General features: G+C 41.3%; 22 protein-coding genes and 3 pseudogenes. 22 read left to right on the top strand and 3 right to left on the bottom strand.

Annotated features, from left to right (window positions below; translation table 11 throughout):
• The first annotated feature begins 98 nt into the window (after positions 1-98).
• The 5 genes and pseudogenes from CVD19_RS05340 to CVD19_RS05320 all read left to right on the top strand — a co-directional run.
• Positions 99-443, top strand: coding sequence for a UxaA family hydrolase (locus CVD19_RS05340; protein ID WP_101580832.1), 345 nt, complete (start codon positions 99-101; stop codon positions 441-443).
• Between the two features lie 5 nt (positions 444-448).
• Complete coding sequence (locus tag CVD19_RS05335; protein WP_101580831.1) at positions 449-1,606, top strand: UxaA family hydrolase; 1,158 nt, start codon at positions 449-451, stop codon at positions 1,604-1,606.
• A gap of 80 nt (positions 1,607-1,686) precedes the next feature.
• Positions 1,687-2,751: an Ldh family oxidoreductase gene (locus tag CVD19_RS05330; protein WP_101580830.1), complete on the top strand. Its 1,065-nt coding sequence runs from the start codon at positions 1,687-1,689 to the stop codon at positions 2,749-2,751.
• A 200-nt stretch (positions 2,752-2,951) separates the two neighbouring features.
• The gene (locus CVD19_RS05325) at positions 2,952-3,665 is read left to right on the top strand and encodes a FadR/GntR family transcriptional regulator (RefSeq protein WP_257985036.1); all 714 of its coding nucleotides are present in this window, start codon (positions 2,952-2,954) and stop codon (positions 3,663-3,665) included.
• 348 nt (positions 3,666-4,013) lie between these two features.
• Positions 4,014-4,370: pseudogene (locus tag CVD19_RS05320) on the top strand (PTS cellobiose transporter subunit IIC); the annotation flags it as partial.
• A gap of 132 nt (positions 4,371-4,502) precedes the next feature.
• Here CVD19_RS05320 and CVD19_RS05315 read toward each other — a convergent pair.
• Positions 4,503-4,853: a hypothetical protein gene (locus tag CVD19_RS05315; RefSeq protein ID WP_101580829.1), complete on the bottom strand. Its 351-nt coding sequence runs from the start codon at positions 4,851-4,853 to the stop codon at positions 4,503-4,505.
• Between the two features lie 394 nt (positions 4,854-5,247).
• Between CVD19_RS05315 and mbcS the strand changes: the two genes are divergently transcribed.
• On the top strand, positions 5,248-6,849 hold the full coding sequence (gene mbcS / locus CVD19_RS05310; protein WP_101580828.1) for an acyl-CoA synthetase MbcS: 1,602 nt from the start codon (positions 5,248-5,250) through the stop codon (positions 6,847-6,849).
• 107 nt (positions 6,850-6,956) lie between these two features.
• Here mbcS and CVD19_RS05305 read toward each other — a convergent pair whose 3' ends face one another.
• Entirely contained in the window at positions 6,957-7,136 is a 180-nt protein-coding gene (locus CVD19_RS05305) for a sulfurtransferase TusA family protein (protein ID WP_257985042.1), read from the bottom strand.
• 69 nt (positions 7,137-7,205) lie between these two features.
• Positions 7,206-8,435, bottom strand: coding sequence for a selenium metabolism membrane protein YedE/FdhT (gene yedE / locus CVD19_RS05300; protein ID WP_101580827.1), 1,230 nt, complete (start codon positions 8,433-8,435; stop codon positions 7,206-7,208).
• Positions 8,436-8,881: 446 nt separating this feature from the next.
• Here yedE and CVD19_RS05295 point away from each other — a divergent pair.
• From CVD19_RS05295 to CVD19_RS25355, 16 genes and pseudogenes are all read left to right on the top strand, one after another.
• Positions 8,882-9,124 (top strand): annotated as a pseudogene (locus tag CVD19_RS05295) (AMP-binding enzyme); the annotation flags it as partial.
• A gap of 184 nt (positions 9,125-9,308) precedes the next feature.
• On the top strand, positions 9,309-10,160 hold the full coding sequence (locus CVD19_RS05290; protein WP_101580825.1) for a DegV family protein: 852 nt from the start codon (positions 9,309-9,311) through the stop codon (positions 10,158-10,160).
• A 471-nt stretch (positions 10,161-10,631) separates the two neighbouring features.
• Positions 10,632-12,161, top strand: a complete 1,530-nt coding sequence (locus tag CVD19_RS05285; RefSeq protein ID WP_101580824.1) for a malate:quinone oxidoreductase — start codon at positions 10,632-10,634, stop codon at positions 12,159-12,161.
• A gap of 198 nt (positions 12,162-12,359) precedes the next feature.
• Positions 12,360-12,560: a hypothetical protein gene (locus tag CVD19_RS05280; protein WP_101580823.1), complete on the top strand. Its 201-nt coding sequence runs from the start codon at positions 12,360-12,362 to the stop codon at positions 12,558-12,560.
• 311 nt (positions 12,561-12,871) lie between these two features.
• Positions 12,872-13,579 (top strand): type 1 glutamine amidotransferase, encoded by a 708-nt coding sequence (locus CVD19_RS05275; RefSeq protein WP_101580822.1) that lies wholly within the window; start codon positions 12,872-12,874, stop codon positions 13,577-13,579.
• Between the two features lie 293 nt (positions 13,580-13,872).
• Positions 13,873-14,988 (top strand): cysteine desulfurase family protein, encoded by a 1,116-nt coding sequence (locus tag CVD19_RS05270; protein ID WP_101580821.1) that lies wholly within the window; start codon positions 13,873-13,875, stop codon positions 14,986-14,988.
• 382 nt (positions 14,989-15,370) lie between these two features.
• Entirely contained in the window at positions 15,371-15,619 is a 249-nt protein-coding gene (locus tag CVD19_RS05265; protein ID WP_101580820.1) for a hypothetical protein, read from the top strand.
• A 433-nt stretch (positions 15,620-16,052) separates the two neighbouring features.
• Positions 16,053-17,360, top strand: a complete 1,308-nt coding sequence (locus CVD19_RS05260; RefSeq protein ID WP_101580819.1) for an acetamidase/formamidase family protein — start codon at positions 16,053-16,055, stop codon at positions 17,358-17,360.
• 217 nt (positions 17,361-17,577) lie between these two features.
• Positions 17,578-18,285 (top strand): DUF1643 domain-containing protein, encoded by a 708-nt coding sequence (locus CVD19_RS05255; RefSeq protein WP_180953531.1) that lies wholly within the window; start codon positions 17,578-17,580, stop codon positions 18,283-18,285.
• 68 nt (positions 18,286-18,353) lie between these two features.
• Entirely contained in the window at positions 18,354-19,070 is a 717-nt protein-coding gene (locus tag CVD19_RS05250; RefSeq protein WP_101580817.1) for an NAD-dependent deacylase, read from the top strand.
• 270 nt (positions 19,071-19,340) lie between these two features.
• Complete coding sequence (locus tag CVD19_RS05245) at positions 19,341-19,745, top strand: VOC family protein (protein ID WP_101580816.1); 405 nt, start codon at positions 19,341-19,343, stop codon at positions 19,743-19,745.
• 473 nt (positions 19,746-20,218) lie between these two features.
• On the top strand, positions 20,219-20,611 hold the full coding sequence (locus tag CVD19_RS05240; protein ID WP_101580815.1) for a hypothetical protein: 393 nt from the start codon (positions 20,219-20,221) through the stop codon (positions 20,609-20,611).
• Positions 20,612-21,098: 487 nt separating this feature from the next.
• Positions 21,099-22,637: a DUF4145 domain-containing protein gene (locus CVD19_RS05235; protein WP_257985035.1), complete on the top strand. Its 1,539-nt coding sequence runs from the start codon at positions 21,099-21,101 to the stop codon at positions 22,635-22,637.
• Positions 22,638-22,670: 33 nt separating this feature from the next.
• Positions 22,671-23,538: pseudogene (locus CVD19_RS05230) on the top strand (proline iminopeptidase-family hydrolase).
• Positions 23,539-23,769: 231 nt separating this feature from the next.
• Complete coding sequence (locus CVD19_RS05225; RefSeq protein WP_101580814.1) at positions 23,770-23,958, top strand: hypothetical protein; 189 nt, start codon at positions 23,770-23,772, stop codon at positions 23,956-23,958.
• A gap of 181 nt (positions 23,959-24,139) precedes the next feature.
• Positions 24,140-24,478, top strand: coding sequence for a MerR family transcriptional regulator (locus tag CVD19_RS25355; protein ID WP_257985034.1), 339 nt, complete (start codon positions 24,140-24,142; stop codon positions 24,476-24,478).
• Positions 24,479-24,514 lie beyond the last annotated feature (36 nt).

Below are 24,514 nucleotides of genomic sequence, written 5' to 3'. Positions count from 1 at the left end.
TTCTAAATTAATAGTTGACGGATCGCTCATAGGGTGATTAAATGAATATAGGTACATTGGTTGGGTCACTCAACCAATAAAAACAAGGAGGTTCAAAAATGGGTAATAATAGCCAATCTAGCACAGCTGTAAAAAGCCGGAAAGATGAGTCTAAAAGTCTTTCCACTCACAAGTTTTTGATTCACCAAAAAGGAGATCATGTCGGTGTTGCAACAAGTCAAATCCTTGAAGGGGAAAAGGTAATCGGCGTATTCATGGATGATAACACCGAAATCCAAGTCGTATCACACGGAGATATTCCACTAGGTCATAAAATTTCATTAGTTCAGCGTAAAGAAGGCGAGCCTGTATTAAAGTACGGTGTCCCAGTCGGAATCACTACAAGTAATTGGGTTGTTGGCGATTATGTTCACACCCATAATATTAAAACTGCGAGGTGGTAGAAAAAATGGAAAAACAAATTTTTGGTTATCGTCGTGAAAATGGCAAGGTTGGTATTCGTAATCATGTAATCATTTTACCTGTAGATGATATTTCAAACGCCGCTTGTGAAGCGGTTGCAAAACAGGTTCAAGGAACACTTGCTCTACCACATGCATATGGACGTCTACAATATGGTCCGGATTTAGATTTGCATTTCCGAACAATGATCGGTACAGGTTCTAATCCAAATGTTGCCGCATGCATTGTCATCGGGATTGAGGAAAATTGGACGAGAAAAATCGCAGATGGAATCGCTGAAACTGGAAAACCAGTTGCCTACTTTTCCATTGAAGGAAATGGGGATTTCGAAACCATCAAAAATGCTTCTTGGAAAGCAAAAGAATTTGTTCAATGGGCTTCTGAACTTCAGAGAGAACACGTTGAATTAAAAGATTTAACCATCAGTATTAAATGTGGCGAGTCAGACACTACAACAGGCTTGGGATCTTGTCCAACTGTATCACAAGCGGTTGATCGTCTTGTAGACGCTGGAGCAACGGTCTTTTTTGGAGAAACGTCTGAGTTAACAGGCGGGGAGCACATCATTCGAAATAGAATGGCTACACCTGAATTAGAAGATAAATTCATGGCGATCTTTGATGACTACATTGGAGAAATTATCTCAAAAGGTGTGGACTTATTAGGATCACAGCCTACACAAGGAAATATTGCTGGTGGACTTTCTACTATCGAGGAAAAGGCATTAGGAAATATCGCTAAAACAGGATCAAAACAAGTGATTGGCGTTTTAGAGCCGGCAGAAGCACCATCAAATGGAAACGGCTTATACTTTATGGATACCTCTTCAGCCGCAGCTGAATGTATCACGCTGATGGCTGCAGCCGGAGCTGTCCTTCACTTATTCCCGACAGGCCAAGGAAACATTATTGGTAACCCAATCGAACCGGTAATTAAGCTAACAGCTAACCCTAACACAGCAGCAACAATGAGCGAACATATTGATGTGGATGTAAAAGGATTGTTATCTCGCGAAATTACGTTAGAAGAAGCGGGAGACGTTCTAATGGAAACAATCTGTCGAACCATTAATGGAAGGCTTACAAGTGCAGAAGCGTTAGGACATCGTGAGTTCGTTATGACAAAGCTTTATAGAAGTGCATAAAATAATTTATTCTCCCTACTACTTTTGTTGTAGGGAGATGGTTTTTTATAGATAAATTAATTGAAAAAGGATGATTAGTCGTGGAATTTTATGCTGCGGAGGACTTGAAGATTTTTTGTGAAAAGTTATTAACGAGCTATGGTGTTAATGAGAGAGATGCTTCAATAGCTAGTGAGTCCTTGATCCAGGCCAATCTTGAGGGGGTAAATAGTCATGGAATCAGCAGACTCCCAATTTATTTGAAGAGGTTAGGAGGGGAAAGAATTAATCCGAATCCTGCGATTGATTTGGATGTTAAAACAAATTCACTGCTGATGGTAAACGGTGATAATGGATTAGGCCAGGTTGTTGGTTATCATGCAATCAAAAAGGGCATTGAAATGGCAAAGGAATCCGGGGTTGTTGCGATTGGTGTAAACAATAGCAATCACTTTGGAACAGCGTCATTTTTTTGTCAGTTAGCATGTAAAGAAAACCTCGCTTGTATAGGTTTAACCAACTCACCCTCTGCCATTGCTCCCTGGGGAGGAAGAAGGCCATTCTTTGGAACAAATCCTATTGCCTTTGGGTTTCCAACTGGTAATGATACCCCAGTCATTATTGATTTATCGACCAGTATTGCTGCGAGAGGGAAAATAATTTTGGCAGCCAAACAAGGGACTGAAATTCCAAGCGGTTGGGCTCTAGATGAGAATGGCCATTCAACAACGGACCCTCATCAAGCCTTAAATGGTTCAGTATTGCCATTAGCAGGTGCAAAAGGGTCAGCGCTAGCGCTAGGGGTAGAAATTCTAACAGGAATTCTCGCAGGAGCGGCATTTGGTCCACACGTTAACAATATTTATGACGAAGATACAGAGCGTGCAAATGTAGGACACTTTTTCATTTTACTAGATATTGAAAAATTTATGAGTGTTGAACTTTTTACAGCTTACTTAAACAATCTATTAACAGAAATGAAAAAGCTCCCAAAGGTACCCGGACTGGATGAAATCCGTTATCCGGGAGAAAGAAGAAAAAAGGAATCATCCTTTCATTTGGAAAATGGAATTCCTTTATCCACGATTGTTAAGGATGAACTTTCTGAACTGGGGCAGCAGCAGAATATTGAATTTCCTGAACCATTCGTAATGAAGCAAATATAGTGAAAATGTTATTATATGTGGTAATATAGTACTAAAATCTTTGTTTACTTTATTATTTGGGATTAATTATTGTAGCCTCCCGCATACACTTACCCCAACGGTAAGCCTCATCCTATAAAATGGTCAAATGAAAGATGAATTTTTTATATCCCACTAGTAGAAAACTAATGTCTTCTATATAGTCGAATGGAGAGAACTATGTGAAGAATTCAATTAACCGAAAAGGTATTTCGGAACAAGTTGCGGACACGATTAAAAAAATGATTCATGAAGGTAAATATAAAGTAGGGGAAAAGATTCCAGGGGAAAGAGAATTTGCGGCAGAGCTCGAAGTTAGCCGTAACACGGTCAGAGAGGCGTACAAAATTCTTGAAGCCTATGGGTATATTACCACTAAGCATGGAACGGGAGTATTTGTTGCTTCACCAGAACAACAAATCCTAAAAATGACGGAATCATTTTTTATCTCAACCGATCAAGTAAAAGACTTTTTCGCTGTTCGAAAAATATTAGAGGAAAACACCGTGCAATGGGCTATCGAAAACTCTACTCCTGAACAGCTTGATGAACTAGAGGAGATTGTTAAAAAAGCAGAGGATGTTATCAGCCGGGAAGTAGACTACCAAAGACTATCAGAGCTTGATCATAAGTTTCATCTGGCGCTTGCCAATAGTACACAAAATGTGGTCCTAATACGTATTATGCACAATTTAATTGATTTACTGTCGGAGTCTCGGATCCGGTCTATACAGATTCCCGGAAGAGCCATTAAATCAGTAGAAGAACACTCCAATATCTTAAATGCGATTAAAAAGAAAGACACCATCCTGGCTAAGAAGTGTATGAGTGAACATTTAGAAAGCGTCCAACGTTCGATGACCAATAATATGGTTGATGAATACGAAAAAGCGTAAAGAGCATCTACACTCTTTACTTAACGAGCACCATCCTGTGAAGGATTGTGCTTTTTTCATTATTAGGTGAATAGAGTGAAGTCTGATTCCCGTACAGGGGTGGAAAACTCGAGCACCGGGAACTAGAGAGGGCGTCTGTTTCCCATACAGGATAAAAACCTAGTACAACGGGAATCAGAGGCTTGCTATAATCCATAAAGGGTAATGAAAATCATATAAATAAAAATCCCAAGTGATTTGTGTGCATCACCTGGGATTTTATTTTATAGATACGGACTTTCATGCTTGGCTTTTAACATATTCCAACGACGGTCAACTTCTTTATCAAAACATCTCTAACATGTCTTTGCTGTTTTCATTATCAATGAGCCGGTTTTGTTTGGGCTGCCAGTAGTTTTGAATTTTAAAATCCTGATCCCATTCATTCTTGCTCCAATAGTTGCTGCAGTTGTTACTTACGCTGGTATGGCTATGGGATTAGTCGCTAAACCCGCTGGAATCATTGTACCGTGGACAATGCCTCCGATCATCAGTGGTTATCTCGCAACTGGAGGTAAAATTAGCGGGGCAGTAATCCAGGCGATCACGCTTGTATTAACGGTCGTCATTTACTATCCGTTTGTGAAGCTTATGGATAATGCTGACCTGAAAGAAGAGGCTGCAGAAGAAGTATTCAATACTGATGATAAGAAAGTTATATCGTAGTTGGAATTATGTGAGGGCCGCGGACGCATTGAGGAAAGAACAGAAGCATCTGCTGTAATCTGTTCACGCCTAGTTCACGGAAGACACATTTACCTAGTGTAATTTACGAACGGGACAAAATATAAGTCTATTTCAGGTCAGAGACCCTTCCAACGTCAGGAAGGGTTTCTTTTGTCTGCTTAATAATTTTTTGACCGCCGGCAGGTCATTGTCCAGGAATGCCATTTTTGTATCTTCTCCATCCAGGAATTGCTGTTCTCCGCCATAGACTTCGTTTTTTAAAACCGTTGTTTCTAATTTTTGAAGTGCTTGAACAGCCGTGAGTCCCCCAACTTTTATGCCATTAATTGTGATATTTGCATTACAATAGTTTGCCTGGTAATAGCTGATCCCCGCATGCAGGAGGATCATAACCATGACGACAATTGTTGTTATCAGCCTCCACTTTGTAAACCATTTTGGATGGTTTGTCAATTTCCCCATTTAATTTAAATGCATTTGCCACAAATATCCCCCCATACTTTAAAACCAGCTCTGGATGTCCTTTGAGGTTAGTCCTGGGTTGCATTAAAGAGCTGTTCATTTTTCTCTTTTCCTATTCTACAAGATAGTGTGTTGTGAAGTTTGTAAGAATTTGTATGTGTGGGGATGGAAAATATTTATCGGTGGCAAAGTTCCGAAATGGAGGATTGCCGAAAACCATTTGGAGCTTTTCTCCCTTTTTAACAGCTTTAAGGTGCTTTACACAGATTTATTCATTTCTGGTACCACATAAGATCAATAAGTTGTTATAATATAATTGATTAGTACCAGGTATTAGAATTAGGATATTATATTAAATGCTTTAGACAACTTGATGAAGTGAGGTTATGTAAAAATGTATCATGACAAAAAGAACTATACTGCACCCGAAAACTATAATATAACTCAAGAAATTGAGAAGCACGCCTCTGATAAACTAGCTCTAATCTATCAAAATGAATTGGGAGTAACTGATAAGATTACATATAACCAGCTTATACAAAGGTCCAATAAGCTCGCGAATGGCTTAAATCATATAGGTTTGCAAAAGGGAGACCGCGTACTGGTGGGAACTCCGCGATTAATTGATACTTATATCATCTATTTGGGCTGTTTAAAAGCAGGATTGGTGATCATTCCTTCGTCTGAATTGCTCAGGGCAAAGGACATCGCTTATCGACTGAACCACTCTGAAGCCAAAGCGGTTATTTCTTATACTGATTTTACAAAAGAGATTGAGGCAATTGAAGAAGAACTCCCACATCTTGACCATAAGATAGCCTTTGGAGGAGTACACACTGGGTGGAGAGACCTTAATGAAATAATGGATTCTGCTTCCGAAGAATTTACCGGTCATGTAACCACACGTGATGACCTTGCTTTTCTGGCTTATACTTCTGGAACAACTGGGAATCCAAAAGGTGTAGCCCATACTCATAGTTGGGGTTATGCCCATATCCGCATTGCTGCTAAAGAATGGCTCAATATCAGGGAAGAGGACATTGTATGGGCAACAGCTGCCCCGGGCTGGCAAAAATGGGTATGGACACCGTTTTTATCCGTTTTGGGTTCAGGTGCAACCGGATTTTGCTATCAAGGTAGATTTTCTCCGGAAAAATACTTGGAATTACTGCAGGAGCAAAAAGTAAATGTGCTGTGCTGTACGCCTACAGAATACCGTATGATCGCGAAAATGGAAGGATTGAATACTTACGAGCTTTCGAGTTTGCGAAGTGCGGTTTCTGCCGGGGAAGCACTCAATAGGGAAGTAATCGATGTCTTTAAAAATACATTCAACATTCAAATAAGAAATGGCTATGGACAAACTGAAAGTACGCTTCTAATCGGAACCCTTCTGAATGATGAACATCGGCCAGGTTCAATGGGTAAGCCGATCATAACCGGAACGGTCGAGATTGTGAATGAAGACGGGGTACAGGTTGGAGCAGGTGAGATTGGGAATATCGCGATCCATAAAGAATTGCCGGCTCTCTTTAACATGTATTACAAAGACCCCGATAAAACGAATCGTTCATATAGGGGCGATTATTTCATCACCGGAGATCGTGCAAGGAAAGATGAAGAAGGCTTTTATTGGTTCCATGGCAGAAGCGATGATGTCATTATTAGTTCCGGTTATACGATCGGTCCATTTGAAATCGAGGATGCCTTAATGAAACATCCGGCTGTATTAGAATGTGCTGCTGTAGCAAGCCCCGATGACATTAGGGGCAATGTCGTGAAAGCTTTCATTGTTTTACAAAAGGGAGTAGAAGAATCCGCTGAACTCATTAAAGAACTTCAAAATTTTGTAAAGCAAATAACCGCACCCTATAAATATCCTAGAATCATTGAGTTCGTAGAACATTTGCCAAAAACTGATTCCGGAAAAATCAGACGTGTTGTTTTAAGGGATCGCGAGAATGGAATAAGCCTTAAAGATAAGGCTAATATCTAAAGCCGAGCGTACGTTCCTGCCGTCTTTAGGGGCAGTGCGCGTTCAAAATAATAAAGAGGAAGCAGAAACCAATTGGGGTTTCTGCTTTTTTAGTGTTTAGATCAAGCCTAATTAACTACTTTAATATAAAAATAGATATCCTGGCCGACTTTTTTTGGCTCTGTCAGGAGCTGATAGCCATGTTTGACGGCTTCTTCAGGGACACTTCGAAACGATTGCGGACAGTCTGCGATAACTTGTAAGACTTCCCCGATTTTCATGGTTTTTAGCGCATCCAGCGCATAAATGACAGGGTATGGTCATGGCTCACCGCGAATATCTAAAGTGTAGTTGACGTCCATCACCTGTGACATGGATTAAGCCTCCTTAGTAACGTGAGAAATCCGTTCCGTTTTTTGATTTTTGATTCCCGTTCCGTAACGGAACCGCTTTTCCCACCAATTTGATAGCAGGAACCAGGCTGCCAGCATGGCCAACGTTCCAAACAGGGCTCCCATAGGACCCCATAGTTCTATTAAATTCACTTTTGGCCAATTTTCCGCAAGGGCATGGTAGATGACGAGATGGTCCCAGCCATAGGCGAGAGCTGTAGCCCCGACGATATTGCCTGCGCCTACCACCCAGAATAATAATTGGCCTTCCATTGCCCGGTACATCATACCAGTTTCACAGCCGCCGGCAAGTACAATGCCGAAACCGAAAAGGAGTCCGCCGATAGCCGTGCTGGGAGCGGCCATTTTGATAAGGGCGACAGAGCCGTTTTGAATATATAAAAATGTGACCGCAACACTGATCATCATCCCCACAGCGATCGCTTTGGACATCACAGCACGGCCGCTGATCCATAAATCACGGAAAGCGGAAGTGAAACAAATTTGTCCTCGTTCAATAAGAATCCCAAAAAGCGCTCCAGCTATACAGGCAACCGCGAGGAGTGGTTTGCCTGAGGCGAAAAAGAAAAGAACAAGTGCGAGATACAGAAAGGCAAAGATGATACCTAGCACCGGTTGAATATTCCTTTTTTGGACATGCTGGGTGACAACCGGGTTCATCGAGCCTTTCATCAAGGTCGGTTTTCCCCTCCACCATTTGGTATTCACAACTTTCACGCCAAAGTAGGTTCCGATCGCGGTCGTCAGCATAAAGATCCAGGAATGGAACGAGAACTGGGGCACACCCGTAAAAAAGGCAGCTAAATTGCATCCCAGGGCAAGGCGTGCGCCAAATCCTGCGATTATTCCACCGATGAATCCCTGGACTAAACGCCGCTTTTGTTTCGGGACGCGGATTTTAAAACTGTTGCTCAACAAGATCGTAATCAGTGCGCCAACCAGCATGCCAATGACAATCCAGCCATCAGTCCGGCTGACAGGAGTGCCTTCAAGGCCGACCAGTTGAAAATACGACCATTGCGATACATCAATCCCGAACCATTGCAGGATATGTCCACCTAATCTGGTGAATTCCCCCGTTACCGCCCAAACCGCACCTGTGATCCCGAAGTACAATGCACTGACCAGACCTGCAATACTGATCGCTATGTAAGGGTTCCAATAATCTTTGAAGATTTTATGATAAGCATTCATTAAACCTTAACTCCCCCTTGTTTGCAAAGACCATGGAGACGGCCCTTATTGCCGGCACCATGAAATGTGCTTATTAATACAAAAATAGATCAGGATTTCCAGTCATTCTAAAAGCTTAATCATTCACTAATATATGGGTTAAAGGGTTATATAGCAATTCAATTTATCAATAAGTTCAACTGAAAAGAATCGGAATAGTGAATACCAGGGGGCTGCTAATGTCTGGAATATATATAGTTGCAGGAGGAGAAGTATTCATTTAAATGCGGCCCCTGAAGTGTGTAATTTAGAAATATGTGGAGGGAATTGTTGTTAATGATGCAGTGTCACATAAAAAGTCATATATATGTCAAATTCCCAAAAAAGTTTTCCTATTTATTGTGACTTCCGTATGGTTAACTAGTAGTATGGCTACCTCTATCGTTGCCTAAGGTTTGGAGTGAAAACCCGATGAAATTAGGGGCAATGTCGTGAAAGCTTTCATTGTTTTACAAAAGGGAGTAGAAGAATCCGATGAACTCATTAAAGAACTTCAAAATTTTGTAAAGCAAATAACCGCACCCTATAAATATCCTAGAATCATTGAGTTCGTAGAACATTTGCCAAAAACGGATTCCGGAAAAATCAGACGTGTAGTTTTAAGGGATCGCGAGAATGAAAAAATTGGTAAAGAGAAGGCTCATAGCTAATATCGATTTTCATGGTTTCATGCTGCAACAATCATAGATTGATATTCTTACTAAGTTCATTTCAATTCAATATCATTTCGACAAATATGCAGGGTTTATCCCTGCTCTTTTAATGTATAGTTAGAGTAGGTCATAACAATGAAGGACGAACAGTAATGCATGTAATTCGAAAGGGGAACATTAAATGAGAAGGATTATTATAACGACAGAGAGTGGAGCGGATTTACCAGAAGATTTAGCTCGTAAATATGATGTTCAAGTCGTCCCAATGCACGTCATCATGGATAGAGAGGATTATTTAGATGGTTCTCTACCCGTAAAGGATATTTATGCCTATTATGAGCGTACAAAAAAAATACCCTCCACATCGGCTACAAATACCCATGAGTATCATGAGTTTTTTAAGAAAATAAGGGTGAATGATCCTGATTGCATCATTATTCATATTGGTTATACGTCTAAGGCATCTTCTTCCTTTCAAAATGCGATGATCGCAGCGGAAGAGTTTGAAGATCTTTTTCTAATTGATGCTTTGAATGTTACTGGTGGATTAACTGCAATTGTCATGTATGCTGTTACCTTGTTAGAGAAAGAACCTACGATTGAACCGATACGCTTAATAGAAAAAATAGAATCAATGGTTCCGAAATCAAGACTGGCTTTCATTCCCGGAAGCTTAGAATTTTTAAGAGCGGGTGGACGCGTAAGTAATATTGCTTATCTCGGAGGGGCTTTGTTAAAAATAAAGCCATGCATTGAATTAATTGAAGGAAAACTTGTTTCTACTAAAAAATACCGTGGGAAAATGAGCGTAGTTGCTGAAAAACTCATGCGAGATTATTTAAATGATTACGATATAAAAAGAGAACAACTTTATTTTCTATATTCAATCGGACTCGATGAAAGCATCATGCATCGGATGGATGAAATCGCAAAGGAAACTGGTTTTGAAAATGTAAAGTGGATTCAAGCTGGTGCAATGATTTCTACTCACTCTGGACCTGGGGGGTTCGGGATTGCTGGATTAGAAATTTAGGTACGGTTCTGGAAAATGTTAGGAAGATAAATGATAAAAAGGATAAACCGGTTGAAGAAATCATCAAAAAGGTTAGTAATTGACTTTAAAGAAGAATTCACATTTAGAACGCTGCTTGATACCTTCCAAGATTCTAAAAAACATTACCGTGACCATATGAAAAATTTGATGTGGTAAATTCACTCGTAACAGAAAACCAAAGCTTTAACCATGCTGGAAGCAGGGTTGAGGCTTTGGTTTTTTCTATTCCCGGGGCTTTATGAACGTAATTTTCCCTTTTTTAACAACTTTAAATAGTTTATAATTATCAAAATAGTAGATATTTTAATATAAAAATAATTATAATAGATTATTATATACTTTTAATTAATTCATAAAAAGGAACGTTCGGGGTAGCATCTTATTGTTTGTGAGATTGTGAGCAGGAACGTCTGATCCTTTTGTAAAATATGGGGGGTACGTTAGTTTATCATGAACAGCATGCAGAACAATACAGACGTAATCTTAATTGGCGCCGGGGTCATGAGCGCGACTTTGGGGTCATTATTGAAAGCGCTAGCACCTGAATGGGACATCAAAGTATTTGAAAAGCTTGAAAATGCAGCGGAAGAAAGTTCTAACGAATGGAATAATGCGGGGACCGGCCATGCTGCCCTGTGCGAGCTTAACTATACAACCGAAAAACCTGACGGGTCGATTGATATTAGCAAAGCGATAAAAATTAATGAGCAGTTTCAGCTTTCAAGACAGTTTTGGTCTTATCTTGTAAAGAGCAATCTGATCCGCAATCCGCAGGACTTTATCATGCCTATACCGCATATGAGTTTGGTACTAGGGGAACAAAATGTAACCTTTTTGAAAAAACGTTTTGAAACGTTGTTAAACAATCCCCTGTTTCAAGGGATGGAATTTACCGATGACCCTGAAAAACTGAAGGAATGGATTCCACTTATCATGGAAGGCCGCACATCGAAAGAACCGATAGCGGCAACGAAAATCGATTCTGGAACCGATGTCAACTTTGGTGCGTTGACACGCATGCTGTTTGAGCACTTGGAGAGCCAAAACGTCGAGGTCAAATACAAGCATACTGTGGAAGATATCAAACGTACGAGTGACGGCTTGTGGGAATTAAAAGTGTGGAACATGACTACCGGCAACATCGAACGCCATACGGCAAAATTCGTCTTTATCGGCGGCGGTGGCGGAAGTCTGCCTTTACTGCAGAAAACCGGTATTCCTGAGTCAAAACATATTGGCGGATTCCCGGTAAGCGGACTGTTTATGGTATGCAACAATCCGGAAGTTGTGGAGCAGCATCATGCCAAACTGTACGGGAAAGCGAAAGTTGGCGCTCCTCCAATGTCTGTTCCGCATCTGGACACTAGATATATCGACAACCAAAAAGCATTGCTGTTCGGGCCATTTGCCGGGTTCTCGCCAAAGTTCTTAAAAACTGGTTCAAATTTGGATTTAATCAATTCAGTAAAACCGAATAACCTCATTACGATGCTTGCGGCAGGTGCAAAAGAGATGGCATTGACCAAATACCTGATCCAGCAGGTTATGCTATCGAATGAAAAGCGCATGGAAGAATTGCGCGAGTTCATTCCAAACGCCAAAAACGAGGATTGGGAAATAGTGGTTGCGGGCCAACGGGTGCAAGTGATCAAAGACACCGAGGCAGGCAAAGGAACACTTCAGTTTGGGACGGAAGTTGTAAGTGCAGCTGACGGATCGGTAGCTGCGCTGCTCGGCGCTTCCCCTGGTGCTTCCACTGCCGTTCACGTCATGCTTGAGTTGTTGGAAAAATGCTTCCCACAGCATATGAAAGAGTGGGAACCAAAAATTATCGAAATGCTTCCTTCCTATGGCGTGTCACTAGTAGACAACCCTGAATTTTTCAATGATATTCATGCTTCAACAGCAAAGACGCTTGGATTAAGCAGAGCAAAAGAACAGGCACTTGAGCGAGGAGAAAAAGAAGTGGTCTATGGCTGATTTTTTTGAATGAACAAAGAATATGATAAAAAAATTTTCTCGATTGCATTTAGCTGGGTAGGGTAAAGTAACATTGAGGTGAAAAAAATGAAAGTTAATATAACCAAAGATGCAACTCAGCAGCTTCTCAATGTACTTGGTGCGGAACCAACCATTAGGATTAATGAAGTCCGTACCACCGGTTGAGGTGCGACCTATGTGTACGAACTTGCCCAGGGTGGGCAGATGCAAAATGATGAAGTGTTCAAAGTTAATGAAATTACCATATTAATAGACCCAACGGTGATTAGCCACCTTGATGCAGATATAGTAATCGATTATAAAAAAAATTATGGATTTATTCTAAAAACTAGTTATGAGGTTTTAACTTTTGGGATGAAATTAATAAAAAGCAGCTAAATAATGTAAGAAGCCGCTGTATTTATACTAAACAGTGGCTTTTTTGTTTTGTTACTTTACTTATGCAACCAGAATGAACTGGATTACAAAATGTGGCGGGAAATAAACAAGATTAAGAAGAAGGAAGTGCGGTTCTTTCAGATCATTATTAATAACAAAAGCAACAAGACATCACATCAGGGGGGATGTTGTCTTTTTGCTTGGTACCGGGTGTGTTGATCCAAGAAGGAATAGACGTTTTTTCTATCGGCGTAAAGTTGAAGTAGCAACTTATAGAGAATAACCGTATAAATAGTGATGGGAGAGAAACTATGAAGATTCATTACATTCAAAACGATGAATTGGCGACACCCGGGTATATTGAAGAATGGGCTAACGAAAAAATGCATACATTGTCACGTACCCAGATGTATGCCAATGAAACTCTTCCTTCGGTGGACCAGTTTGATATGCTGGTGATCTTGGGAGGCAGGATGGGAGCTTATGAGGAAGACGCTTTTCCATGGTTAATCAAGGAGAAGGAGTTTATACGGGAAGCGGTCGACCAGGGAAAATGGGTGTTGAGGATTTGCCTCGGTGCCCAGATGCTGGCTAACGCTTTGGGCGGAAAAGTATATCCTCATGTACATAAGGAAATTGGCTGGTGGCAGATTGAGAAAATAGAAGATGTTGGAGAATCCAGGCTCTTTAATGGAGTGCCCGACTCCTTTACGGCATTCCAATTCCATGGAGACACCTATGATCTTCCAAAAGGAGCCGTTCGTCTGGCCTCAAACCAGGGCTGCACAAACCAGGCCTTTTCATATGCAGACCGGGTTCTCGGATTGCAATTCCATCCGGAGTTCACGGGCGATGTTATTAACCGCCTTGAGCAGATTTACGGCAGTGAAATGCCAAAGGGCGATTTCATACAGGACTCAGCGCTTTGGGTGAATCAGGAACGGCTTTTATACGGGGCCAAGTCTCTGTTATTTAGTGTGCTTGACAATTTTGAGGCCGGGATTTTGAAACCAGAATGATAGGTCCAAGGGTAGGAAGGAATTATCGTAGATTCATAGACAAGCCGTATTAAGGTTCAGATGTTAACAAATAATTGAAACATTTAACAAAACTTTTTTTGTTTTAACTAGGAAAGGATTTTTAAATGTATGGATTGAAGTCCTCATATGGTTTAGCATTCTACTAAGATAATTCGTTATTTGGGGTGAAATACAAAAAGTCATCATTAATTTTATATACAGAGGGTGCCAATGGAGCCAATAAGTTGCCTTGACCCTCTTAAAATTTATTATCCGAGAGGACTACATAGCTGATGAAAAAAATCTATCTCGATTACAATGCCAGTACGCCGGTGGCGCCCGAAGTAGCTGATGCGATGCTGCCCTTGCTCACTTACTTTTACGGGAATCCATCTGCCCTCCATTGGGCTGGAGGGCCTGTCAAAGAGTTATTGCAGCAAGCGAGACAACAGGTTGCAGACCTAATCTCCTGTTCACCAAGTGAAATTATTTTTACCAGTGGCGGCAGCGAAGCAAACAACCTTGCATTAAAAGGATACTTTTATAAGAACCGACAAAGAGGCAATCATATTATCACTAGTAAAATCGAACATCCCGCTATATTGAACCCTTGTAAATTCCTCGAACAAATGGGGGCAAAGGTAACCTATGTTTCAGTTGACCGTTATGGAAGTGTGTCACCTGAAGAAGTAGAAAAGTCTATTACAAAAGAAACCATTTTAATTACCATTATGCACTCGAACAATGAAGTGGGAACGATGCAGCCTGTAAAAGAAATTGGAGAAATTGCGGAACGGCATGGAATCGCATTTCATTCAGATGCTTCCCAGTCTGTCGGCAAGGTTCACATAGATGTCAATGAGTTAAAGGTCGATATGCTGACGATTGCCGGACATAAACTGTATGCCCCGAAAGGAATTGGGGCCTTATATGTTAAAAGGGGAACTGAACTTGAACCGCTCATACATGGGGCTGGACATGAAAATGGTTTGCGTGCTGGTACAGAAAATGTATTGCTTGCTACGGGATTGGGAAAGGCATGCGAAATTGCCAATATTCGCATGAATACCCAACAGGTGAAAGAGTTAACGGACTATTTTTGGACCCAGCTAAAGAAAGAATACGGGGACAAGGTTGTATTGAATGGGCACATGGAGAAGCGGCTGCCAAACACATTGAATGTGAGTTTTGTGAATAGAGTTGGCCAGGACATTTTATCATCAATCCCAAATCTGGCTGCATCAACCGGCTCTGCCTGTCACTCGGGAAGTATTGAGCTATCACCAGTATTGAAAGAAATGAAAGTGCCTGAACATGTGGGGATGGGTGCGATCAGAATTAGTTTAGGTTCAGATACAACAATAGACGAAATTAATCAAGTGCTGCATTGGTTAAAAGAAGTGATATGAAATTGAAGGAGTGAAACTTCATATCATGGGCTTGATTGTTCAAAAAAAGATATTAAAATTGTCCGAAACAAACATGGCAGGGGCTAACATATTGAAAATCTTCATCAATTGGGGCAATTGAATATTTACCGAAGCAGAATGTGATTATATTGTTTCTTTTATGGGAATGGAAAAATCAAAAGACGTTTTGTTGGCTTTATGAAAAATTGCAAAAAATGAGGTTGTGGAAGTTTCAAATCCGAAAGCAAGTATTAATACGAGTTAAAACAAGTGCCAGGATTCGACGGATTAATTGATTGTGTCATTATAAAATGGGATGGAGCCTCAGGGCGAAATTAAAATGGGTGTAGTCCCATGAAAAAGAGAAATGGAGTGAGAACTGATGAACAAACCCAGTAAAGAACAATTGGCGTCACAAATTAAATTGATTCAGATCGTCAAAGAAGATTCAAAAATTAAGGTAGTCCTTGGAGCAGACAATCCACAAGATCTGCTAAGCGAAGAAACGGCGCAATTTGCCAAGGACAAAGCGGAATTGAAATTTAATCGGCCATTCCACATGGCCGCAGTATCTGACGTCACCGTAAGAGGCCAAAATGAATTGGCATACAGAGAGTACTATTTTATATAATGGCTCTATTGAACCTCGTTGTTTTCTTTATATGAATAAGCGTATTCGAGTTTTATTTTGTATCTTGGGATGAATCCACTGCAATCGGGGCTTGCTTAACGGTGTTGTTAGGCGGAAAGCTATTTGACTATTTATGTGAAAAAACCGGATCATTCCAGAATGAAGTAGCAAAAAGTGACTGTAGATTCAGTAACCACTATATAAGAGGAAAAGAGCAACCAGGCTCCAACTTTTTTGAGGGCAGGGTGGCTCTTTTTTATACCCTTCGCTCGTCTGCTTCCAATTTTCAGACTCAAGCAGTTTGAATCATTAACAAAATAGCACTTATTTTGAATGAGAAATGATACAAAATTTAGTTACAATCCTTAAAAGCTTGTATAATAATAGTGTGTGAATTTTCCGAAAGAATATAACAGGAAATGGGGAGAATCGTATGGCTGCTGAACAGACGGTATATGTTAATGAATTTACTGACGGTATTCTGGACCCGGAAAAGGAGATGCTTGGACCTGTAAAAGACGGAGGGCATATCATTGCGAATACGACTCCAGGCTGCTGGGGCCCGATGATCACTCCGTGTATCCGAGGTGGGCATGAAGTCACGAAACCAGTGTATGTTGAAGGAGCCGAGGTGGGTGATGCGGTTGCAATCCGGATTAAATCCATCCAGATAACCTCGATTGCTACTTCATCGGGAAATGACAAACCTATGGAGGGCCGGTTTCTTGGTGATCCTTTCGTAGCAGTGAAATGTCCTAATTGCGGTACGTTATATCCCGACACTAACATTGTCGGAACAGGACCTGAGGCTATCCGGTGTGCATCTTGTGGTGAAGACGTAACTCCTTTTGTATTTACGAACGGCTATACGATGGCTTTTGATTCCAGTCGAAACGTCGGGGTTACGCTGCCTAAGGAAGCAGCTGAAGAAATTGCGAAAGATGGCCGTTCATACATGGCTACTCCAGAGAAATCTGTTCAAAATCCAATCGTTACATTCGCACCCCATGACCTGGTTGGGACAGTGGCAAGGGTACGCCCCTTTCTTGGCCAGCTTGGTACCACACCGTCACGGCCAATGCCTGATTCACACAATGCCGGCGATTTTGGTCAGTTCTTAATTGAAGCCCCTCATGACTATGCTGTCACAAAGGAAGAATTGGAACAGCGCACTGATGGCCATATGGATATCAATCGTGTCCGGGAAGGGGCAATTCTCATTTGTCCCGTAAAAGTAACCGGTGGTGGAGTGTATATAGGCGATATGCATGCAATGCAAGGTGATGGGGAGATTGCAGGGCATACGACAGACGTATCAGGGATTGTGAACCTTCAAGTCAAAGTTATAAAAGGCTTGACACTTGAGGGGCCAATTTTGCTTCCAGTTTTTGAGGACCTGCCCTATTTAGCCAGGCCAATTACGAAAAAGGAAAAAGAAACAGCGTTGAATGTCGGTAAACAGTGGGGAGTCCGCCAATTAGAGGAATCATTGCCGATATCCTTTATAGGCACAGGTGCAAACTTGAATGACGCAACAGTAAATGGCTTACAAAGGGCTGCCGATATTTTAAATATCACCGTTCCTGAAGTGATGAACCGCGCCACTGTTACAGGCAGCATTGAAATCGGCCGGCATCCAGGCGTTGTGACTGTAACATTTTTATGTCCAACGAAATACCTGGACAGCATCGGTCTGACTGAACTTGTTCGCGATCATTATCGTGATTTTACTGAGAGTTGAAAGTATATTCCCCACTAATAGATTTTTGCTTAACTAATTGAACAATAACAACGGTGCATGACTTCAGTGCTTAAACAAGACGGAGTCATGCACTATTTTTTTGTGAATCACTGAATCTGGAGCAGGCAGCATAAATAGAATAGGAGTGTAATCCTGAAAGTCGCTGAAAGTCCAGGTACATCCGGCAAGGCTTGAGATGAAAAGGGAGGATGATACTATGCCTTATCCAACTGTTCACGACCAATTTGAGGTGGAAGGAGAATTCTACCAAGCAGTCCGAAACGAAACAGTATATCCATGCAGGCGTCTGGCAGTCATAAAAACCAGAAACTACCCTTTGAAAGAGCAGTATGACGCGTTACTGGTAATGGCCAACCCGGGAAGCTGCCAGCCGCTGAATCCTTCTTACCAGAATCCCACCATTGAAAATGTCGACACTGTCGCTCCTCTTATAAAAGCAAAGACTGATCAGACGCAACACCAAATCATTAAGCTCATGAATCAGGAAAATTGGAATCAGGTGGCGATTTGCAATCTTTCTGATTTACGCGAAGGCAATATGAAAAATTTCAGAGACCTGCTCAGAAGCTGTGAAGCAGCTTTCCCCCAACACAGTATATTCTCCAACGACAGAAAACAAGAGCTTAAAAGCCTGGTTAAGCAAAATAAAGGACCGGTCATATTAGCATGGGGCACTGACACTTGCGTATCCAGGCTAGCAAAAACTGCCCTTGAATTCTTTCACGGCAATAAAATTAATCCCTTAGGCTGGAAACACAACAAAGGCCCATTTTACTACCATGCGAGCCCCCGCCTGCACAGCATGAAAACTGAATGGCTTAAAAAAATGGGTGAGCAAGTAAAAAGCTGGAGCGGGAATGACCGGGAACTGATGGATGAAACTATGCCACTGATCACCAATTAGAAGGCTGCGATTACTCAGAAAAACATTAATGCAACACCTGAAAACGATATATAGAAAGGATGTTAGTTATGTCCTCCATCAATACGCTGAAGCAATGGCTGGATGAGTCACAATACACGGTCATTTTTAGCGGGGCAGGGATGTCCACTGAAAGCGGGCTTCCGGATTTCCGTTCGGCTTCTTCGGGCCTTTGGAACAATATCGATCCTCTTAAACTGGCAAGTACAAATGCGATGATAAATAACCGGGAGGATTTTGTTTCCTTTTACCGTTATCGGGTTGAACAGCTTCAAAAATGTTGCCCAAACGCGGGTCATGCTATTATCGCGGAATGGGAAAACAAGGGGAAAGTCAACGCTGTCATTACCCAGAATGTTGACGGCTTTCACCATGCTTCCGGCAGCAGGGAGGTTTATGAGCTGCACGGCACCCTTAGGACCAGCCATTGTTCCGGATGCAGGGCTGTTTATCCTATTTCCCGATTCATGGAAACTGAATTGCCATGCGAATGCGGCGGTTTCATCCGTCCGTCAGTTTTGCTATTCGGAGAAATTTTGTCAGAAGAAGCACTTCTAAAAGCATCAAAAGCAACGACTAAAGCAGAACTTTTCATTGTTCTCGGCTCATCCTTGAGCGTGTCACCCGCAAATTATTTTGCCATCGATGCAAAGGATTCGGGTGCAAAATTAGTCATCATAAACATGGAGCCAACCGAAATGGATGACATTGCAGACTTGGTGAACCACAATAGGAAAATTGGCGAAGTGTTAAGGGAATTGAATTAAACGCTAATACTATGTCTGATTCCAAACACTCGGGCAAAACAAGCCGTCATATACTGAAGCGAAATCTAAGTTCTCTGGTTATTTAGTAACCAGGAGACACATTTGTTGTTGTTCAACTTTAGTTTTTATTTTCGAATATAAATTGGACGCCTCACAAATTTTTTATCTTTGTTTGATTGGAGAACGAATGTTCGGTTATACTATAAGTGTTAGAAAAACAAGCTTAAATGGTATTATGAAACACTACTTTAGTGAAGGAGACTGAGATGTATGATCAAACCCTATTTGATGTTTAACAGAGAATGTGCAGAGGCTATTGAATTTTATCGGGAAGCTTTCGATGGTGAGCTGCTATCGATTCAAAGGTATGGCGATATCCCTTCAAGTCCGGAATTTCCTATAGCAGAAGAGGATAAAGAACTAATTCTCCACTCTGAATTGAAATTGACAAAAGCTGGTTCTATCTTCAGTTCGGACGGGAAACGGGATTACCCGGATTCAGGGAGAGTCAGTATTAGTGTCGAGTTAGATTCAGAGGACCAGGCCCAACATGCATGGAACGTGCTGAAAGAGGGCGGAACCGTTCATATGGACCTCAAGCCAACCTTCTTTGCAAAGCTGCATGGTTCTTTAAAAGACAAATTTGGCGTAGCGTGGATGTTTACAGTGGAGTAGGAACATCTTCGATTCTTTTGGAAAGATTTAGTTCTCCGGCTCAGTCAAGGCATCAGGCAACTATACATAATGTCAGTGGAACGGGCAGTATCTAGTTGATGGTGATAAAGTTCAGGGAATCCGGATGTCGGGTTTCCTTTTTTTTTCAATACTCGAATTTATCGAGAATTTTACATTCGACGATATTATCTTAGAGATTAAAAAATATACTATCATCCAACTTGCACAAGTTTGACTAGGTTCAATATTGAGTCTTAAGCGGGAAACAATTTTACGAAGTTGAAGTTGGTGATCTAGTCGGCTCAATCGTATGAAAAAGCAGTGGCTTAATCAATTTATCCAAAAACTTAAAACAGGAGACCCTGTGAAGGGGAACGAAAATAATCAAAATGTGTGAATGCATAGGGCTTTTGTACATACCGGATTTTCTGAATATGAATAAGTTGTGTATTATGAAGAAAGGAGAGGTAAACATGGCACGAAAACGCAGAAACCGGAACAGAAATAATTCAAATTCCAACAACAACCCGAATAACAGTAACAACAACAATAATTCTAACTCTGAAAATGACTCAAGATCCGAGGTGGATTTTGAAAATGATGTAAATGTAGATGTTAATAACGATAATCAAAATGATAACGATAATGACAATGAATTAAAAAACAGAAACCGAAATGAAAACAAAGCTGAAATCAAAGACAGTGGAAATTCCCGAGTTGACCTTAATATTGATATAGAATCCGAATCTGAATCCGATTCCAGAGCACGAGCGCGCGCCAGGGCTGATGCCGAACAGGACCAAGAATCAGATCAGGAGCAGGATCAAGACAACGATCAAGAACAGGACCAGGACATCGAAGATTAATTTGCTTTTCAAAAGACCTTTCTTGAAAATGCACAGGCCTCCTTCTTTTGTTGAATATATAGCTTAAGCGTTTATCCAAAAAGGGTAGGCGCTTTTCTTTTTGTTCACAATGCTGTCCGGGTGAACCTTCATGTGTTGTCGAATCTTTTTCTGTATTTATATATAACCAACCTGAGTAGTTTGCCGGTTTTCTTTCGGGATGTATAAATCATAAGAGGAAATACTCAAGGATTTAAAGAGGACAGTATCTTCGCCAAATGCCGTTCTCCCAGCATCACATAACTTTTGCGAAACTGCGGTTTAACCACCATATTGTTAAACAGCATCAGAGCAATCCATAAGTAAGACCACAATCTGTATCAATTTTTCTAAGTAAAATTTTTCTACCAATTTAAGAGAGCCAGGGTACAGTTATACCAATTTTCGACCCTTTTTCATGCGATCGCTATGGTAATATTAAAACGAGACTACAACCGGGGGAATTACAATGGACAAAAATACATATTTCTATCAATTTTTAGAACCGATTACGAAAGAACTCGCATTAGTTGCAAAGGAATTGGAAAATAGCATTTTTACCAGCCCGAGGACGATGCTTACCCACGCAAGGGTTTTTGTTGAAAATATTCTGCAGCAGGTAATGAATTCAGAGAACATTACGGAAGATCCTCGGATGAGCTTAAAGGAACGGCTCGATTTGCTGAACGACAATGGTTATTTGATTCCCGAGATTCGCGATGCTCTGCACCTTGTGAGACGATTGGGGAATCAGGCTGCACACGATACGAGGATGTTCAGGTTTTCGGAGGCACTATTGTCCTGGGAAGCATTGTACAGCATTGTTAGATGGTATGTTGAGGTTTACGGACCGGTAGATGCTGATGTGCCGGAATATCAGGATCCTTCACCGCAGGTCGAAAAAGTATTTGATATGACAGAGCTTGAAGTAAGGCTTAAAGGACTTGAGGAGTTACTGCGGAATCCGGGGCAAAAATCTGCAGCTGGTTCTAGAACCCAGGAAGTTGCGGCTACTGCCGAAATCACAAAAGAGGTCCAGGAAATTCCTGGTTTTACGACGATTCGTACACTGACTTACAAGGGCCGAACTCTAGAAGTTCCATATTTTCTAAGGGATGCTTTTCTGCTGCCACAGCGCTTTGAGAAATCAGAAACGTTCCTTATCAGACTTGGCGCCGAACAGGAAGCACGGATCATGAGCGAGCTCCCTAACAACCTGGAGGGCCTTCATAAGCATGTGAAGCGATACAGCGAAAAAAACGATGAGCTCTTTTTTGAAGAACTGAAGAATTTCATCGCTGAGGAAAAAGCGCGAAGAAACCTGACATTAAAACGGCAGGGTGAGCTGTTCTTCTTTTATAAAGCGGATCATATTGTTGTAACCGAAGAACTGTCGAAACTTCCTCTGATTTCTGAAAAATTCACTGGGATACCAGGCTTGTTAAAGCAATTAAACGAAGATCAGATCGTAACGGTCGGACAGCTTCCGAAAGAGCTAGTCATCCTGGCGAAATATGAAAATGTCGGTGTCATGACAGTTGAAAAGCTGTTCGAACAATTAAAGGCGAAATCAAAAGAGAAGACTGATGAAAGTGCCGTGGAATCTTTAAACGAGGAACACAAAAAGAGTTATAAAAAGTGGGAATCATTATATGTTAACGTCACACTAGATAACATCAAGGACGAGATTCGTGGGGAAAGTGTACCTTCCATCTGGAAAGAGGCATTGAGATGGATTGAAGATCATAATTTGCCGCTGCATGAGCTGGTGAAAGAGGGGATCGTTCTTGGCTCAACGGATTCAGGAAAAAGATTTGCACTCGCACTGGAACCAGTTCACCGGGATAACAGGCCTTTTGTTTCATTGCATACCTATGAATCTAAATTAACCGGGGAAATCTACTACCTTGAAACGAAAATCAATCCAAAATCCGGGCTCGAAACACTTGAGAAAATCCTGAAGCGTTTGGAGGTAGAAGTGGATATCCCGCTTTTGAAGGGTGAATAGTATTTTTGTACAGCAAATCCAGGGGGGAACAAAATGAACGAGGAAGGCTACATAGAGGTGACCGGGGGAAAAGTCTGGTACGAAATTTTCAATAAAAATGCTGGCGGTACGCCTTTAATTATTCTTCATGGGGGTCCTGGCTCCTCGTCCTATATGCTCAAGGGCCTCAAAGCGCTGAGTGTGGACCGGCCTGTCGTCCTATATGATCAGCTCGGCTGCGGAAAGTCGGACAGGCCTGAGGATACTTCTTTATGGAGAATCGACCGGTTCGTCGAGGAGCTTGCTCAAGTGAGGCATGCTTTAGAACTGGATGAAGTTCATATTCTGGGTCATTCATGGGGAACCACACTGTGCCGCCGCATATTGCCTGACGAAACCATTGGGAGTGAAAAGCGTTATTTTTTCAAGTCCATGCCTGAGTGCGCCTTTGTGGGAACAGGACCAAAAAAGGAATATTGAAAAGCTTCCAATTGACGTTCAGGACACGATTAAACGCTGTGAAGAAAACGGCACCACTGATTCAGAAGAATTCCAGGAAGCCATCAAAGTGTTCAATAAGGAATTCGTATGCAGAACCGAACTCGATTCTAATTGGTTAAAAGCAGGATCTCCATATCGTAGTAGAGAGGTATATGTAATCATGTGGGGTCCCTCTGAATTCACCGTGAAGGGAAACCTGAAAACCTTTGATTGTACGGACCGGTTAAAGGAAATTACGTGTCCGACTCTTTATACATGCGGCCGTTTTGATGAGGCAACTCCCGAGACAACAGCGTATTACTGCAGACTAACACCAGGTTCGAAATTCCATGTGTTCGAGAATAGTGCCCACCTGCCATATTTGGAAGAACCTGAAGCCTATTTAAAGGTAATGAGAGATTGGTTATTGTCATACAATTGAGGACAATAAAGGCGAACAGGAAGAATAGCGGGACTGTCTGGTTCGCTTCCGGTGTGCGCTGCTGCGAATGTCGAGCTTGCTGTTTCTTTGGAGATGACCCGGAGATACATTCGGGGGTTCGATTACATTTTGCAAAATTATTCGTATGTTTCATGATTCGACAACCCTTTTAAAAAAGCCTTGGTATTATAGATAAACAAGAGGCTGATATCATTTGAAAGGATGAGTTATGTGACTAACCAGCAACTATTTAACGAATTGAAATCGCTTATGGAAAGGTATGCCGACGGTGAATTAAATAGTGAGGAGCTTCGAAAATTCAGGAATATACTCTCTATTTTAAGTGATGAGGTATCATATTCAATTGAGAAACTAAGTGAAATGAAGCAGAAGGAATTAAGGAATGTAGCATCATATTAAAATGGCTGTTTTCTGTTTTTTCGCAGGACTGCGGTATCTATAGAAAATTCGACAACGCTGCACTCAAAATGTTAGAGACAACGGGACAAAATTGACGACTTGTAGTGAAGCTATCTCTATTGTAGGGGGTAGCTTTTTCCGTAAGATTAGGTTACCGACTTATTATTAAACTAGGTCTTCAATGAGAAAATTTAAGATATTTATAGGGACAGGACCAACAAGGAATATTAAAAAGCTGTCAATTGACGTTCAGGACTCGATTAAACGCTGTGAAGAAAATGGCACCACTGATTCAGAAGAATTCCAGGAAGCCATCAAAGTTTTTAATATGGAAATCGTATGCAGAACCGGTTTACGAATAAGCCAGAGAACCATTCGTTATTATGAGGAATTAGGGTTGATCCATCCCAGGCGGAGTGCCGGGAATCACCGTATTTATTCAATTAGGGACAGGGCCAAATTAAAATCATTATCAGGGGAAAGCATCTGGGATTCTCATTGCAGGATGCCTCCAAACTGATTAATCAATATGACATTGACCCGACAGAAGTGAGGC

The organism is Bacillus sp. T33-2 (assembly GCF_002860205.1).
In the GTDB taxonomy this organism is placed as follows: Bacteria; Bacillota; Bacilli; order Bacillales; family Cytobacillaceae; genus T33-2.
This window is presented reverse-complemented; position numbering and strand designations above follow the sequence as displayed.